The sequence below is a fragment of the Variovorax soli NBRC 106424 genome, from assembly GCF_001591385.1.
In the GTDB taxonomy this organism is placed as follows: Bacteria; Pseudomonadota; Gammaproteobacteria; order Burkholderiales; family Burkholderiaceae_C; genus Variovorax; species Variovorax soli.
Genome location: NZ_BCUU01000111.1, coordinates 1 through 15,665 on the forward strand (window position 1 = coordinate 1; position 15,665 = coordinate 15,665).

Below are 15,665 nucleotides of genomic sequence, written 5' to 3' on the forward strand. Positions count from 1 at the left end.
GCGCGGTGCGCGTCCGGAATCAGGCCGTCGCCGCAGACCTTGTCGCGCGGAAACGCGTGCCGGTCGCACAGCAGCACGTCCAGGCCGGCGCGCGCCAGCACCTGGGCGCAGGCACTGCCAGCGGGGCCGGCGCCGATCACCAGCACGTCGCAGCTCGCGGGGGCGGTGCCGGCCATGCTGCGAGACCTCGCGCCGGACTCAGCCCTGCCGGGGCGGCAGGTACATGGTCGCCTCGACCTCCACCAGCACCTCGTCGCCGGGCAGGAAGCGCGACACCTCCACCACCGTGCTCACCGGCGGCGCGCTCGGGTAGAACAGGCCGCGCACCCGGTTGTAGGGCGCATAGTGCTCCAGGCGGCGGAAGTACTGCACCAGCTTCACCACGTCTTCCATGGTGCCGCCATGCTCGGCCGCCAGGGTGCGGATGCGCTCGAGCACGTACCAGCTCTGCGCCACGACGGGCGCCTCGAACACGTCCACCGACATCTGGCCGGTGCAGTAGCCCAGGCCCTGCAAGGCACTGCGGGCACTGTCCGGCAGCGCCTCGTAGCTGGACACCGCGCGGCGCGTGGCGGGATCGACCGCCACCACGCCGCTCATGAAGACGAAATCGCCGACGCGCTTGGCGGCGGCGTAGTTGGCCATCGGCTGGCCCATGGTGCTCATGGCGCTTGTTCCTTGTCTTGTTGTTGCAGCACGCGGCCCGCGCGGATCACGGTGCGTGCGCGGCCTTCCGGGTCCAGCAGTTCGTATTCGTCCGTGGCCGCCAGAACCACCAGGTCGGCGGGGCAGCCGGGGGCGATGCGGCCGTCCCACGACAGGCCCAGCGCCGCGGCGGGATGGGTGGTGACGGCATCGAGCCAGTCGCCGGCCGGCGCCAGGTGCGCCATCTGCACGCCCAGGCCGAAGGTCTCCAGCAGGTCGTAGCTGCCGTAGGGGTAGAAGGCGTCCTGCACGTTGTCGGTGGCCAGCGCCGGGCGCAGGCCGGCCGCGGCCGCCTCGCGCAGGCGGGTGATGCCGCGCGGCACGGGCGTGGCGTCCCACGCGCCCTGCAAATACAGGTTGGTGGTGGGCAGCGCCACCAGGTGGATGCCGGCGCTGGCGCACAGTGCCAGCGTGTCCTGCGCCTGGGCGGCGGGCTGCACCGACAGCGAGCAGGCATGGCCGCACACCACGCGCGGCCCGGAGCTGCCGCGGGCGATCGTCAGCTGGGCAATGGCGCGCAGGCCGGTGGCGTCGGCGTCCAGCCCTTCGTCCACATGGAAGTCCAGCGCCAGGCCGTGCTCCTGCGCCAGGTCGAACACCCGCCCCAGCTTGTGCACCAGGCCCTCGTTGCGATAGACGAAGGCGCCCAGCACGCCGCCGGACTGGCGCACCGCCCGCGCGATGCGGCCGCCCGCTTCAGCGTCGGCAAACACGTCCAGCGGGGTGAGCGAGACGAACTGCAGCTCGAGCCGGCCGCGCCAGCGTTCGCGCAACTGCTCGAAGGCCAGCAGCGAGCGCGGCGCCTCGGGCCGGGGCCAGTCCAGGTGCGTGCGCAGGGCGCGCGTGCCGCAGCGCCAGGCCTGCTGCGCCGCACGCTCCATGCGCTGCGCGAAGTGCTCGACGCTCCATAGCGCACGCTTTTCTTCCATGCGGCCGATGGCGGCAAAGAGGTTGCCGTTGGCCGGGCCGACGTCGCGCACCGTGTAGTTCTTGTCGATGTGCACGTGGGCATCGACCGGGCAGCTGATGAGCGTGCCGCGCACGTGCGAATCGCGCGCAGGTTCCACCGAGGCCACGCGGCCGTCGTCCAGCGTGATGTCGTAGGCCTGGGCCTCGCCGAGCCCTTGGCCGCGCAGGCCGCGCGGAATGTGCAGCGCCTGAAGCTTCATGCCGCCGCCCGGCCCTGCAGCTTGCGCAGCCAGCCCAGGCCGTCCGACGTGCCGTTCTTCACCGCACCGCGCGCGGGCTTGTATTCGCAGCCCACCCAGCCCTGCCAGCCGCAGGCGGCGGACACCTCGTCGATCACCTCGAACAGGTAGTCGTGGTTGAGCTCGCCCACGTCCGGCTCGAAGCGCTGCGGCACGCCGGCGATCTGGAAGTGCCCGACGCGGCCGGTGGGCAGGTACTTGCGGATCTTCATCGCCACGTCGCCCTCGACGATCTGGCAGTGGTAGAGGTCCATCTGTACCTTGGCGTTGGACGCGCCCACGGCTTCCACGATTTCATGCGCGTGGTCCTGGCGGTTGAGGAAGAAGCGCGGAATGTCGCGCGTGTTGATGGGCTCGACCAGCACGTCGAGGCCGGCCTGGGCGGCTTCGGCCGCGGCCCATTGCAGGTTGGCCACGTAGCCGGGCTGCAGCGCCTCGCGCTCGGTGCCCTCGGGCAGCAGGCCGGCCATGAGGTGGATGCGCGGGCAGGCCAGCGCCTGCGCGTAGTCGATGGCCTTCTTCACGCCCTCGCGGAATTCCGCCTCGCGCCCGGGCAGGCAGGCCAGGCCGCGCTCGCCGCCGTCCCAGTTGCCGGGCGGGGCGTTGAACAGCACCTGCTGCAGGCCGTTGGCATCGAGCCGCGCCTTCAGCTCGCGCGCTTCGTAGGCATAGGGAAAGAGGTATTCGACGGCGCGAAAGCCATCGCGGGCGGCCGCTTCGAAGCGGTCCAGGAAATCGAGCTCCGGATAGAGCATCGACAGGTTGGCGGCAAATCGGGGCATGGGTTCTTTCTTCTCTACCAATGGGCGCCGAACTGGCGGCGCAATTCTTCGATACGGGCCTCGTCGAGCGGAGCGGGCGCGCCGCGCGAGCCGGCGAGGCTCATCCAATGGAGCCTGGCAGTCTCCTCCAGTTCTTCCAGCACCGCCATGGCGGCGGCCGGCGAGTCGTGCCAGACGTTGGGGCCCAGCCGCTCCAGCATCACGGCGCGGATGGGCGTGCCGCGCTGGCCATAGCGGGAAATGGCCTGCGCCACCGCCTCCGCGGCTTCGGCTGCGCCGGGGCGCTGGTAGGCGATGCGGGGCACATGGCCGACCTTCATCACGAAGTAGGGCGTGATGGGCGGCAGCAGCTCGGCATCGGGCGCCGCCTCGTGCAGCGTGAGCGCCACGCAGTGCGTGGAGTGGGTGTGGATGACGCAGCGCGTGCCGGCCGTGGCCGCCACCTGCGCGGCGGCGGCATAGATGCGGCTGTGCAGCGCGATGGTCTTGCTGGCGCGGTCGCCGCCCGTTTGCTGCAGGCCGGCGTCGAGCCGGGCCAGGCGCGCCGGGTCCAGGTGGCCGAGGCTCGCGTCGGTGGGCGTGATGAGAAAGCCGCCGTCGTCCAGCCGCACGCTGATGTTGCCGGCGGTGGCATGCACATAGCCGCGCTCGAACAGGCTGCGGCCCACGCGCACGATTTCTTCGCGCAGCTGCAGTTCGTTCATGCGCCCGCGTCCTGCGCCGCGAAGGCCTTGGTGAAGAAATCCTCGGTGCCGAAGTTGCCCGACTTCAGGGCGATGCGGATGCCCGCGCCGCTCGCGGCCGGGGTGTGCGCATGGCACCAGGGCACGCCGGGGTCGATCTGCGCGCCGATCTGCATCTGCGCGATGCCCAGCGCCTGCACGCAGGCGCCGGAGGTTTCGCCGCCGGCCACCACCAGCTGGCGCACGCCCAGCTCGGCCACCAGGCCGCGCGCAATGGCGGCAATGCAGTGCTCCACCATGGCGCCGGCCTGCTCCACGCCCAGCTGGCCCTGCACCGATTTCACCGATTCGCTCTCGGCCGTGGAATACACGAGCACCGGTCCGCCACCCAGCAGCGGCCCGGCCCAGGCAAGCGCCTCGCGCGCGACCGCTTCGGCGCCCTCCTTGGCGATGCGAAGCGGGTCCAGCGCCAGCGCGGGGCGCTTGGCCACGTCGATGAAATGCCGCACCTGCCGGTTGGTGGCCAGCGAGCAGCTGCCCGACACCACGGCCCGCAGCCCGGGCGCCGGCGGCAGCGCGCCGGCGGTGGATGAAGGCGCGATGCCAAAGTTGGCCGGCAGACCGATGGCCACGCCGGAGCCGGCCGTGACCAGCGGCAGGTCCGCCAGCGCCGGGCCCAGGCGCAGCAGGTCGTCGTTGGACAAGGCGTCGACGATGGCCACGCCCACGCCTTCGGCGCGCAGCTGCGCGATGCGCTCGCGCACCGCCTGCGCGCCGCGCGCCACGCTGCGGTAGTCGATGAGCCCCACCTTGCGCTTCTTCGTCTGCGCCTGCATCACCCGCACCAGGTTGGGGTCGGTCATGGGCGTGAGCGGGTGCTTCTGCATGCCGCTTTCGTTCAGCAGCACGTCGCCCGCGAACAGGTAGCCCTTGAACACGGTGCGGCCGTTGTCCGGGAAGGCGGGCGTGGCAATGGTGAAGTCGGTGCCCAGCGCCTCCATCAGCGCCTCGGTGACGGGGCCGATGTTGCCCTCGGGCGTGCTGTCGAAGGTGGAGCAGTACTTGAAGTAGATCTGCTGTGCGCCCTGGGCCTGCAGCCACTTCAGCGCCGCCAGCGACTGCTCGACCGCCTCCGCCGGCGCGATGGTGCGCGACTTGAGCGCCACCACCACCGCATCCACCTCGGCCGCCAGCGGCGCGGGGGGTACGCCGATCGTCTGCACCACGCGCATGCCGGCGCGCACCAGGTTGTTGGCGAGATCCGTCGCGCCGGTGAAGTCGTCCGCGATGCAACCCAGCTTCATGCCTTGCCCTCCGGCAGCGTGATGCCCGGAAAGATCTTGATCACCGCGCTGTCGTCTTCCTTGGCAAAGCCGGCGGTGGAGGCCTGCATGAACATCTGGTGCGCGGTGGACGCCAGCGGCAGCGGAAACTTGCTGGCGCGCGCCGTGTCCAGCACCAGGCCGAGGTCCTTCACGAAGATGTCGACGGCCGACAAAGGCGTGTAGTCGCCCGCCAGCACGTGGGCCATGCGGTTCTCGAACATCCAGCTGTTGCCCGCGCTGTGGGTGATGACCTCGTACAGCGCATCGGGCGCCACGCCTTCTCGGATGCCCAGCGCCATGGCTTCGGCCGCGGCGGCGATGTGCACGCCGGCCAGCAGTTGGTTGATGATCTTCACCTTGCTGCCGGCGCCGGCCCGGTCGCCCAGGCGGTAGACCTTGCCGGCCATGGCGTCGAGCACGCCGCCGGCCTGGGCATAGGCCTCGGGCCTGGCGGAAGACATCACGGTCATCTGCCCGCTGGCCGCCTTGGCCGCGCCGCCGGAGATGGGCGCGTCGATGTAGTGGATGCCCAGATCGCCCAGGCGCTTTTCCAGCGCGATGGACCAGTTGGGATCGACGGTGGAGCACATGATGAACACGCTGCCCGGCTTCATGGCGCCGGCGGCGCCACCCGGGCCGAACAGCACCTCCTCGGTCTGCTGCGCATTGACCACCACGCTCACGAGGGTGTCGCACTGCGCCGCCACCTGCGCGGGGCTCTCATGGGCGGTGCCGCCGTCGCGGGCGAAGGCCGCCGCCGCCTCGCGCCGTGCGTCGCACACATGCAGGTGGTAGCCGGCGCGCCGCAGGGTGGCGGCAATGCCGGCCCCCATGGCGCCCAGGCCAATGAGGCCCACGGGCTTGTTCGTCTGGTTGTCGCTCATTCAGTCTTGTCTCCTGTCTTTGGGCTCTGTTGCTCCGGCTTTCTCTCCGGCCATTGCGGGTGATGGTCCTCGATGTCGTACCACGACGCCTTGGACGCCGTGTAGATGTGCCACTGCTGCGGCGGGCCGATGGGCGCATCCAGCGTACCGAGCGTGAAGTCGACCTCGTCGGCGTCGCGCGTCTCCTTGCTGGACCAACTCAGCGGCGAGCCGCAGTGCATGCAGAAGCTGCGCAGGATGCCCGGCGACGATTCGTAGCTGCGCAGTGCGCCCTCGGCACCGCGCGTGAAACGGAACTTCGCCCGGGGCACGGTGGCGTAGGTGGCAAAGGCTGCGCCGTGCGCCTTGCGGCACATGCTGCAGTGGCAATGCGAGGCGCGCGGAAGTTCGGCGTTCACCTCGTAGCGAACGGCGCCGCACAGGCATCCGCCCTGGTAGGGAAGCGGGGGTTGTGGCTTGTTGGTGCTCATGGTCATCACCCGTGACGCGTGCGTGACAGAAACCGGCTGGAGCCTTTGATTCTGCGGCAAAGTCGTCACACAAGTGATTGCGCGGGACATGCGGGCGGCGCGACGCTCGGCGCTCCAACCAAGGAGCCCCGCAAATGAGCAATGCGCAACTGATTCGCGACGCGGTTCTTGCCATGCCGATGGCCCGCACCCTGCAGCTCGATTTTCAGCACCTGGAGGGCGGCCGGTCCGAAATCCGGATGCCGGTGCTCGATGCGTTCTGCTTTCGTCCCGGCCAGTTGCAGGCCACCGCGTTGTTCGCCATCGCGGACTTCGCAGCGGTGTCGGCGGCCGGCACGCTGCTGCCCAGCGGCTGGATCAACGCGACCATCGACGGCACGCTGAAGATCGTGGCGCCGGCGCGCGGCACGCACCTGCGCGCGCTCGGACGGGTGGTGGACGCCAGCCGCCTGCTGACCGTCTGCGCCGCCGAGGTGTACGCGGTGGACGGCGACGGGCAGGAGCAGCTGTGCGCCACCTTGCTCGGAACCGCCCGCAACATCGACGCCGCCACGCCCGCCAAGGCGCCACCATCCATGCCATGAATTGAGCGCATCAGCGCGGGTCCGTAGACGCCGCGCACCCCTCCTTCCTACCCTTCGCGCTTCGCCGGGCCGAGCCGGGCACGAATGGAGTGGAACCCCATGGACACATCGTCTTCTTCCAGGCTGTCGCGCCGCAGCATTCTCCTGGGCGGCGCCGCGTTCGCCGGCGTCGCCGCGCTGCCGCCGTCGGTGCGCGCGCAGGCTGCGGCTGCCGTGCCGTCGAACAAGCTCGCCCGCTCGTCGGCCGGCATGGTCACCAGCCCGCACGAGCTGGCCAGCCGCGCCGGGCTGGAAGTGCTGCAGGCCGGCGGCAACGCCATCGAGGCGGCCATCGCCATCGGCGCGGCCCTGTGCGTGACCTACCCCCACTTCACCGGCATCGGCGGCGACGCCTTCTGGGTGATCGGCGACCGCAAGGGCACCCTGCGCACGCTCTCGGGCGCCGGGCAGGCGGCGGCCAATCCGCTGAGCTATTCCGGATCGATCCCGGTGCGCGGGCCGGGCTCGGCGCTGACCACCGCCGCCACCATCGACACCTGGGACCAGGCCTTCGAATTCAGCCGCAAGTCGTGGGGCGGCAAGCTGGCCTGGAGCGCCCTGTTCAAGCGCGCCATCGAGCATGCGGCCAACGGCTTTCCGGTCACGCCCTCGCAGCGCTTCTGGCAGGAGTTCCGCGCCAAGGAGCTGGGCGACTGGCCGGGCTTCGCGCCGGTCTTCATGCCGGGCGGACGCATTCCCGAGGTGGGCCAGCTCTTCCGCCAGCCGCAGCTGGCGCGCACGCTGGACCGGATCGCCACCCAGGGCGCGCGCGAGTTCTACGAAGGCGAAACCGCATGGCGCCTGGCCGCCGGCCTGAAGCAGGTGGGCTCGCCGCTCACCGCGCAGGACATGGCGCGCTGCCGCGCACGCGACGAGATGCCGCTGCGCGTGGGCTACCGCGGCGGCGAGCTGGTCGGCCTGCGCCCGCCCACCCAGGGCGCCACCACGCTGGAGATCATGGGCATCCTGGAGCGCTTCAACCTCCGGCAATACGCCGAGGGCAGCGCGGACTACTACCACCTGCTGGTCGAGGCGGTGAAGCTGGCCTTCATCGACCGCAACCGCTACATCGCCGATCCGGAGTACGTGGACGTGCCGGTGATGAAGATGCTCTCCAAGGACAACCTCGATGCGCTGGCCAAACGCATCCGCATGGACGCGGCCATGCCCTGGCCGCAGGTCTTCAAGCCGGCGGACACGGTCTACATCGCCGCCGCCGACCGCGAGGGCCGCTGCGTGAGCGTGCTGCAGACCGTGTACTTCGACTGGGGCAGCGGCGTGGTGGTGGGCGACACCGGCGTGCTGTGGCACAACCGTGGCGCATCGTTCACGCTGGACCCCAAGCACCACAACGTGCTGCAGCCGGGCAAGCGGCCCTTCCACACCCTCAACCCCGGCATGTACCTGCAGGGCGGGCGGCCCAGCATCCTCTACGGCACGCAGGGCGCCGACGGCCAGCCGCAGACCCTGTCCGCCGTGCTCACGCGGATGATCGACTACGGCATGGACCCGCTCACCGCGCTGGCGCGCCCGCGCTTCCTGCTGGGACGCACCTTTTCCGATTCGCGCGACAGCCTCAAGCTGGAGCGCGACGCGGGCGAGGACGTGTTCAAGGCCCTGGCCGCGCGCGGCCACGAAGTGAGCCCCATCGACGCGCAAAGCCCGCTGGCCGGCCATCCGGGGGCCATCCGCATCGAGGCGGACGGCAGCATGAGCGGGGCGCACGATCCGCGCAGCGACGGCATCGCGCTGGGCGTGTAGACCGGCGCAGCGCGCAAGCACGCCGCGCTGCAGTTCAGGCGGCCAGGGCGCGCCGGGCCGCCGCCGCGATGCTGGCGGCATCCACGCCGAAGAACCGGCGCAGCGCGGCCCGCGTGTCGCTGCGGCCGAAGCCGTCGGTGCCCAGCGTCACGTAGCGCCGGCCCTCTGGCACGAAGGCCCGGATGCTTTCCGGCACGGCCCGCACGTAGTCGGTGGCGGCGATCACCGGGCCTTGGGTCGCGGCCAGTTGCTGCGCAACGAAAGGCACCTCGCCGGCCTCGTCGGCCTCGCAGGCCTGGCCGTCACGCGCCAGCTCGCTCCAGCTGGTCACGCTGAACACCTCGGACGCAATGCCTTCGTCCGCCAGCGCCTGCGCGGCCTTGATGACCTCGGTGAGGATCGCGCCGGAGCCCAGCAGCGTCACCTTCTTCTTCGCGCCTTCGGGGCCGTAGCTGCCGAAGCGGTAACAGCCGCGCAGCACGTGCGCATGTGCATCGGCCGGCAGATCGGGCTGCGCGTAGTTCTCGTTCATCAGGGTGACGTAGTAGAAGACGTCGCGCTGCTCCATGAGCATCTCGCGCATGCCCGCATCCACGATCACCGCCATCTCGCCGGCGAAGGCCGGGTCGTAGGCCTTGCAGTTGGGAATGGTGGCGGCCACCAGGTGGCTGCTGCCGTCCTGGTGCTGCAGGCCCTCGCCGCCCAGCGTGGTGCGGCCCGACGTGGCGCCCAGCAAAAAGCCGCGGGCGCGCTGGTCGGCGGCGGCCCAGATCGCATCGCCCACACGCTGAAAGCCGAACATCGAGTAGTAGATGTAGAAGGGCAGCATGGCCAGGCCGTGCACGCTGTAGCTGGTGGCGGCGGCCGTCCAGCTGGCGATGGCGCCGGCCTCGCTGATGCCCTCTTCCAGGATCTGCCCGTCGGTCGCTTCGCGGTAGCTCAGCACCGAGCCGATGTCCTCCGGCGCGTAGCGCTGGCCCACGCTCGAATAGATGCCCACCTGCTTGAACAGGTTGGCCATGCCGAAGGTGCGCGCCTCGTCGGCCACGATGGGCACGATGCGCGGGCCCAGCTGCCCGTCCTTGAGCAGGTTGCCCAAGAGGCGCACGAAGGCCATGGTGGTGCTCATCTCCTTGCCGGCCGCCGCCACGGCGAACTGCGCGTAGCCGGCCAGCGCGGGCACCGGCACCACGCTGCAGGCGGTTTCGCGGCGCGGCATGGCACCGCCCAGGGTGGCACGGCGATCCTTCAGGTAGCGCATCTCCGCGCTGTCCTCGGCGGGCTTGTAGAAGGCCAGCGTGGTCGCCTGCTCGTCCGACAGCGGCAGGTTGAAGCGGTTGCGGAAGGCCAGCAGGTCGGCCTCGTCCAGCTTCTTCTGCGAATGCGTGGTCATCTTGCCCTGCCCGGCCGTGCCCATGCCGTAGCCCTTCTTGGTGTGGGCCAGGATGACCGTGGGCTGGCCGCGGTGCGCGGCCGCGGCCGCATAGGCGGCATGGATCTTCACGATGTCGTGGCCGCCGCGCTTGAGGCGGTCGATCTGCTCGTCGGTCATGCCCTGGGCCAGGCGCGCCAGCGAATCATTCTGGCCGAAGAAGTTCTCGCGGTTGAAGCGGCCGTCCTTGGCGGCGAAGGTCTGCATCTGGCCGTCCACCGTCTGCGCGAAGGCGCGGGCCAGGGCGCCGGTGAGGTCGCGGGCGAACAGGCCGTCCCAGTCGCTGCCCCACACCAGCTTGATCACGTTCCAGCCGGCGCCGGCGAAGAGCTTTTCCAGCTCGTCGATGATGCGGCCGTTGCCGCGCACCGGTCCGTCCAGGCGCTGCAGGTTGCAGTTGACCACCCACACCAGGTTGTCGAGCTTCTCGCGCGCGGCCAGGGTGAGCGCGCTCATCGACTCGGGCTCGTCCATCTCGCCGTCGCCGAACACGCCCCACACTTTCCGGCCTTCGCAGTCCAGCAGGTTGCGGTGCGTGAGGTAGCGCATGAAGCGCGCGTGGTAGATCGAGCTGATGGGCCCGATGCCCATGGAGCCGGTCGGAAACTGCCAGAAGTCCGGCATGAGCCAGGGGTGCGGGTAGCTGCACAGGCCGCGCGCACCGCCCTGCACCTCGATCTCCTGGCGGTAGTGCTGCAGGTCCTGCTCGCTCAGACGGCCTTCGAGGTACGCGCGGGCATAGACGCCCGGGGCGCTGTGCGGCTGGAAGAACACCAGGTCGCCGCGGTGCTGGTCGTCGCGAGCATGGAAGAAATGGTTGAAGCCCACCTCGAACAGATCGGCCGCGCTCGCATAGCTGGCGATGTGGCCGCCCAGCTCGCCATACGCCTGGTTGGCGCGCACCACCATCGCCAGCGCGTTCCAGCGCATGAGGGAACCCAGGCGCTCCTCGACCGCGAGGTCGCCGGGGAAGGCGGGCTGCGCCTCGACCGGGATCGTGTTGACGTAAGGGGTGTTGAGCTCGGGCTGCCAGCCGATCTGCTGCTGCCGTGCCATGCGCGCCAGTTCACCCAGCATGAAGCGCGCACGCTCGGGGCCATGCGCCTCCACCAGCGCCAGGAAGGCCTCGCGCCATTCCGCGCTTTCGGCGGGGTCGATGTCGTGATGGTCCGGCGATGCGGCGGTCATGGCCAGCAGGGCACGCAGGTGCTCGGGATGCAGTGGGGCGTTCATATTGCCGCACTTTAGGCGGCAAGGTCCAGAATAGGATGCCGATCGAGCGCCCGATCAAGGTCGAACGCAGCATAAACTGCCGCCGAATCACGAAATCGCGAAATTCTCCGGCCACCATGAAACTCGACGCCATCGATCTGCGCATCCTGGACGAACTGCAGCGCGATGGCGCGCTCTCCAACGTGGAGCTGGCGCGCCGCGTGCAGCTGTCGCCCTCGCCGTGCCTGGCGCGGGTGAAGGCGCTGGAGGCGGCCGGCGTCATCGACCGCTACGTGGCCATTGCCAGCGCGCAGGCGCTGGGCCTGGGGCTGAACGTGTTCATCTCCATCAGCCTCACCTCGCAGAACAAAGCGAGCCTGGCCGCCTTCGAGCAGCGCATTGCCGAGCACGAGGAAGTGATGGAGTGCTACCTGATGACCGGCGACAGCGACTACCTGATCCGCGTGGCGGTGGCCGACATCGCGGCGCTGGAGAAATTCATCCTCGAGCAGCTCACGCCCATTGCGGGCATCGAGAAGATCCGCTCCAGCTTTGCGCTCAAGCAGGTGCGCTACAAGACGGCACTGCCGCTGCCGCGCTGAGCGAAGGCGTGGCGCGCCTTCATCAGGCCGCGAGCTTGTTCGCCGCTGCCTGCAACCCGTGCAGGATCGGATCGGCCACCGCCGGCGGGAAATCGTCCGGCAGCTGGCGCCGCACCTCCTCGATCACCCGCGGCGTGCGCTCGGCCAGCGCGTCGATCACGGCGTCCGCAGCGCGGCCATCGGGCGTGGTCACGCCATGGCGCTCGCCCACCGCCATCCAGTGGCGGCGCAGGATCTCGCGCATCTTCCAGTGCGCATTTGTCGCGCGTACCGCCATGGCCCTCCTTGCCTTGTGCGCAGGCAGCTTCCCCGCTCCGTTGCCAAGGATCGGGTAGGCCGACAGCACGTCGTACAGCGGCGTGAGCCGGTAGCTGCCGCCGGGGCGCAGGAACACGCTGAAGTTCTTGGCATGCCCGTCCGTGGCGCACAGCATCCAGAACACCAGCTGCGCCTCGAAGAAGCATCGGCGGTCTTCCTCGCGGCGGGAGGAGCCGGCCAGCACATCCATGATGCTGTCGATGCCCGGGCCGCCGTCGGTTTCGTACTTCAGCGTGGGCGCGACGCCCTTGGCCTGGCACATGTCCTCCTGCGGCAGGCGGATGAGCCGGCTGTCGCCCTCGGGCGCCTGCGCCCACGCCCGGTCAAATCGCTCCACGGCCAGCGCCTTCACGTTCTCGAACTGCACGGGTTCGCACGCCGCCACCGGCAAGCCGTAGGCCCTGAGGATGAGCGAGCACAGCCACTCGTTCTCGACCGAGTGGCGCATGTCGTACTGCATGCCACCCACCAGGCCCAAGGGCAGCTTGAGGATGTGCGTGGTCGGCGTATCGCCGTGCGGCAGGCACCACCGGCCTTGGTAGCGAAGCAGCGCGGTCTTCTCCTGCGCGCCTGCAATCGAGATGCGGAACTCGTCTTCGTCGCCGTCAACGCCCAGCGCGCCTGGCGTCACTGCCGCACGAAGGACCTGCGCGACGGCGGCATCGTCCAGGGCCGTCGCCTGCACCGGCTGCACGCCGGACGGCGTGTGGCCATCGGGAAGAATCTGCAGGGCGCCCACGCAGTCGCGGCCGATTTCGCCCAGCAGTTCGAAGGCATCGGTCGAACCCGTCCGGTAGCGCCGCGCAATGCGCGAGCGGATGGCGTCGCTGTCCGGCAGCAGGTTCTCGAAGTAGGCGCGCACCGTGGCACCTCGATGCACCGCGCCGCCAGGAAGAAACGGCAGCGAAAGGGAGAGGGGCCGGCCTTGCTCGGCCGCCACCCAGGCCGGCGCGTAGTCGAGCACGTCGCCGGTCGTCGGGCTCAGGCGCCACGTGCCGACAAAGGCCCCGTTCATCCAAAGGCCGAGGGCTTGCGTGTGCGAGCGCCGGCCCATGGCTACCAGGAATAAGGACTGGGGCTTGGCGAGTTGGCGACCGGGGCGCGGGCTTGCCCTTCGCCGTCCTTGCGCAAGACCAGTTCGACGCCCAGCAGGCCGAGCAGCTTCATCAGGCGCGCGGCGCTGACTCGTTCCGCGTTTCGCTCGAGCGCGGACAGCGTCTGCTGGGTAACGCCCAGCCGGACGGCCGCTTCTTCCTGCGTGAGGCCGGCCTGCTTTCGAAAGGCCTGGAGCAGCGCGGGCAGCTGATCCGGCGTGCGCACCACGAAGTCAGTCATACAACCCTTAGACTGTATTTACGTTTTACGCACTATAGTTTGTTTTTCCGAAAAACACAATATAAGCTGTATTGGACTTTCACAATCCATCGGTTGTGAAGTCACTCACCCGGCGCCTGGTTTCGACCGGCTCCAAAAGCGCACAAGCCAGCGCCTGTGAAGCGCTGGCTTGTGACTGTCGAACGCCGGGCGGCCGCGGGTCGAACGCGACCCGCAAGGCTCAAAGCCCGATCAGCCCGCCGTCATCCTTGGTGATGACCACCGTGGCCGAGCGCGGGCGCGCGCTGCCGCCTTGCGGCCAGTGGCTGCCGAACTTGGTCGGATCGCCGATGCTGGCCGCCGGCGTCGTCTCGCCCGGGTGCTGGATGTTGACGAACAGCGCTTTGCCGTCGCCCGATTCGGCAATGCCGGTGATCTCGCAATCCTTCGGGCCGACCAGGAAGCGGCGCAGGCCCTCGGTGCCCGGCGCCTTGCCCACGAAGGTGGCCTGCTGGCGGGTGGTGGCGCCGTCCACGTTGGTGAGGGTCCTGGCAGCGCCGTCGCCCACCTTGCCCGGCAGCGCGGCCAGCAGCATGCAGTTGGTCACGTCGGTGTAGGCGCCGTCGTCGGTCTCCAGCCACAGCAGGCCCGGTGCAGCCTGGCTGAACCACATGCCGTCGGGGCTGGAGAAGTCGTTGTCGGCCACCAGGCCCGAGACGTTGACGTCCGCGGCAGCCGTGCTGCGCGCGCCGAACAGGTACACGTCCCAGTTGAACGTGGTCGCGGCCGGGTCGCCGCCGGCATCGGCAAAGCGCACGATGTGACCGTTGGGGTTGCCCTTTTGCGCCGTCTGCGCCGCGCCCTTGGGGTCGTTGTAGAAGCGCGGGTTGGCCGCGTCGGTCGAGCCGATGGGGCGCGCGCTCGAATTGGTGTTGGTCAGCGTGACGTACACCTCGCCGGTCTTCGGGTTCACCGCGGCCCACTCGGGGCGGTCCATCTTGGTGGCGCCGGCGGCGTCGGCCGCCAGGCGGGCGTTGACCACCACGTCGGCCGCATCGGCAAAGGCGTAGGCGGCGTAGCCGGACGTGATGTTGTTCTGGCCCAGCGCCAGCTGCAGCCACACGCCCGTGCCGTCGGCGTTGAAGCGCGCCACGTACAGCTTGCCGTCGTCCATGTACTTGTCGCCGGCTGCGATGCCGCCCCCCACGTCGGCCGGGTCCCAGGCCTTGGCGGAGACGAACTTGTAGATGTATTCGTTGCGCGAGTCGTCGCCCATGTACCAGACCAGCGGCTTGCCGGCCACCACCGGTCCCAGGCAGGCGCCTTCGTGGCCCATGCGGCCCAGCGCGGTGCGCTTCTTGGGCGTGCTGGCGGGGTTGAAGGGGTCGATCTCGACCACCCAGCCGTAGGTGTTGGCGCCGTTGCGGTAGTCGTCGGCGGCGCTGGCGCCCAGCAGTTCGGTATTCCAGCGGCCGTAGAGGTTGTCGGTGGTGTCGGGATTCACGGTGGCCCAGAATTCGCGGCCCGCACCGCTCACGCCGTAGCGGCTGAAGGAGGCCAGTTCCTTCGCGCTGCGCTTGGGGTTGTCGACGGCGGTCATGCGGCGGAAATAGCCGGCCCAGTTTTCCTCGCAGGTGAGGTAGGTGCCCCACGGCGTGGTGCCGTTGGCGCAGTTGTTCACCGTACCGCGGGTCCTGCTGCCGTCGGTGGAGAACCTGGTCTTCAGGTAGTCCGTCTTCGCGGCCGGGCCGCCGAATTCCATCTCGGTGAGCGTGTGGACGCGGCGGTTGAAGCTCGAGTCCTGCTTGTAGCTCCAGCTGCTGCCGTTCCTGCTCACCTCGATCACGCTCACGCCGTGCAGGTAGAACTCGCGCTGCACTTCACCGGCCACGGAGCGCTGCGCATCCGTGAGCGTGCTGCCGTTGAACACCTGGTTGACGAGGGTCTGGCCCGTGGGGTGCAGGAACAGCGGCGTGATGGCTTCGTGATTCATCACCAGCAGGCCGCGGTCCGCAGCCGTGCTGCTCCACTTGCCCGAGCCGTCGGCGCCGAAGAAGGTCATGCCGTCGTGGTGGTCGCCCGCGCGGCGGTCGTAGGTGGCCGGGTCGTCCGTGCCGTCGTTCAGGTAGGCGGCCACGCCGGCGGCAATGGGGTCGCCCAGGCGATAGAGCACGCTGGCCGTGTAGCCGGGCGGCACGCTCACCACGTCATCCAGGCTCTTGGCCACGGCATTGAAGTTGAGCTTGAACTGCGCCGGAGCGGGCGCGGGGGCCGGAGCGGGAGCGGGAGCCGGCGAAGGTGCAGGCGCCGGGGCGGCATCGCTGCCGCCGCCGCAAGCCTGCAGCA

The 15,665-nt window shown here is 69.8% G+C and carries 15 protein-coding genes; 3 read left to right on the forward strand and 12 right to left on the reverse strand.

Going from position 1 to position 15,665, the window contains the following annotated elements:
• The 8 genes from VSO01S_RS26880 to VSO01S_RS22820 form a co-directional block, all read right to left on the reverse strand.
• A partial coding sequence (locus VSO01S_RS26880) for an FAD-dependent oxidoreductase (RefSeq protein WP_153305383.1) occupies positions 1-176 on the reverse strand: 176 nt, incomplete at its 3' end.
• Between the two features lie 22 nt (positions 177-198).
• On the reverse strand, positions 199-666 hold the full coding sequence (locus VSO01S_RS22790) for a RidA family protein (RefSeq protein WP_068645078.1): 468 nt from the start codon (positions 664-666) through the stop codon (positions 199-201).
• On the reverse strand, positions 663-1,874 hold the full coding sequence (locus VSO01S_RS22795; protein ID WP_068645079.1) for an amidohydrolase family protein: 1,212 nt from the start codon (positions 1,872-1,874) through the stop codon (positions 663-665). Before VSO01S_RS22795 ends, VSO01S_RS22790 begins: the two co-directional genes overlap by 4 nt.
• The gene (gene otnI, locus VSO01S_RS22800; protein WP_068645080.1) at positions 1,871-2,695 is read right to left on the reverse strand and encodes a 2-oxo-tetronate isomerase; all 825 of its coding nucleotides are present in this window, start codon (positions 2,693-2,695) and stop codon (positions 1,871-1,873) included. The genes VSO01S_RS22795 and otnI overlap by 4 nt, the downstream gene beginning before the upstream one ends.
• 14 nt (positions 2,696-2,709) lie before the next feature.
• A complete protein-coding gene (locus VSO01S_RS22805) occupies positions 2,710-3,399 on the reverse strand; it encodes a class II aldolase/adducin family protein (RefSeq protein WP_068645081.1) in 690 nt (229 codons plus the stop codon).
• Entirely contained in the window at positions 3,396-4,682 is a 1,287-nt protein-coding gene (otnK, locus tag VSO01S_RS22810) for a 3-oxo-tetronate kinase (protein ID WP_068645082.1), read from the reverse strand. Before otnK ends, VSO01S_RS22805 begins: the two co-directional genes overlap by 4 nt.
• The gene (ltnD, locus tag VSO01S_RS22815) at positions 4,679-5,587 is read right to left on the reverse strand and encodes an L-threonate dehydrogenase (protein WP_068645083.1); all 909 of its coding nucleotides are present in this window, start codon (positions 5,585-5,587) and stop codon (positions 4,679-4,681) included. The genes otnK and ltnD overlap by 4 nt, the downstream gene beginning before the upstream one ends.
• A complete protein-coding gene (locus VSO01S_RS22820) occupies positions 5,584-6,057 on the reverse strand; it encodes a GFA family protein (RefSeq protein ID WP_153305384.1) in 474 nt (157 codons plus the stop codon). The genes ltnD and VSO01S_RS22820 overlap by 4 nt, the downstream gene beginning before the upstream one ends.
• Positions 6,058-6,191: 134 nt before the next feature.
• Here VSO01S_RS22820 and VSO01S_RS22825 point away from each other — a divergent pair, with 134 nt between their 5' ends.
• Complete coding sequence (locus VSO01S_RS22825; protein ID WP_068645085.1) at positions 6,192-6,641, forward strand: PaaI family thioesterase; 450 nt, start codon at positions 6,192-6,194, stop codon at positions 6,639-6,641.
• A gap of 99 nt (positions 6,642-6,740) precedes the next feature.
• A complete protein-coding gene (locus tag VSO01S_RS22830) occupies positions 6,741-8,441 on the forward strand; it encodes a gamma-glutamyltransferase family protein (protein WP_068645086.1) in 1,701 nt (566 codons plus the stop codon).
• A 34-nt stretch (positions 8,442-8,475) separates the two neighbouring features.
• Here VSO01S_RS22830 and mdeB read toward each other — a convergent pair whose 3' ends face one another.
• A complete protein-coding gene (mdeB, locus tag VSO01S_RS22835; protein WP_084242051.1) occupies positions 8,476-11,106 on the reverse strand; it encodes an alpha-ketoglutarate dehydrogenase in 2,631 nt (876 codons plus the stop codon).
• Between the two features lie 116 nt (positions 11,107-11,222).
• Between mdeB and VSO01S_RS22840 the strand changes: the two genes are divergently transcribed.
• Positions 11,223-11,687 (forward strand): Lrp/AsnC family transcriptional regulator, encoded by a 465-nt coding sequence (locus VSO01S_RS22840; protein WP_068645087.1) that lies wholly within the window; start codon positions 11,223-11,225, stop codon positions 11,685-11,687.
• 22 nt (positions 11,688-11,709) lie between these two features.
• Here VSO01S_RS22840 and VSO01S_RS22845 read toward each other — a convergent pair whose 3' ends face one another.
• From VSO01S_RS22845 to VSO01S_RS22855, 3 genes are all read right to left on the reverse strand, one after another.
• A complete protein-coding gene (locus VSO01S_RS22845) occupies positions 11,710-13,059 on the reverse strand; it encodes a type II toxin-antitoxin system HipA family toxin (RefSeq protein WP_068645088.1) in 1,350 nt (449 codons plus the stop codon).
• Positions 13,060-13,061: 2 nt separating this feature from the next.
• Complete coding sequence (locus tag VSO01S_RS22850) at positions 13,062-13,340, reverse strand: helix-turn-helix domain-containing protein (protein WP_068645089.1); 279 nt, start codon at positions 13,338-13,340, stop codon at positions 13,062-13,064.
• 220 nt (positions 13,341-13,560) lie between these two features.
• On the reverse strand, positions 13,561-15,665 hold a 2,105-nt coding region (locus VSO01S_RS22855; RefSeq protein WP_068645090.1), incomplete at its 5' end, for a PhoX family protein.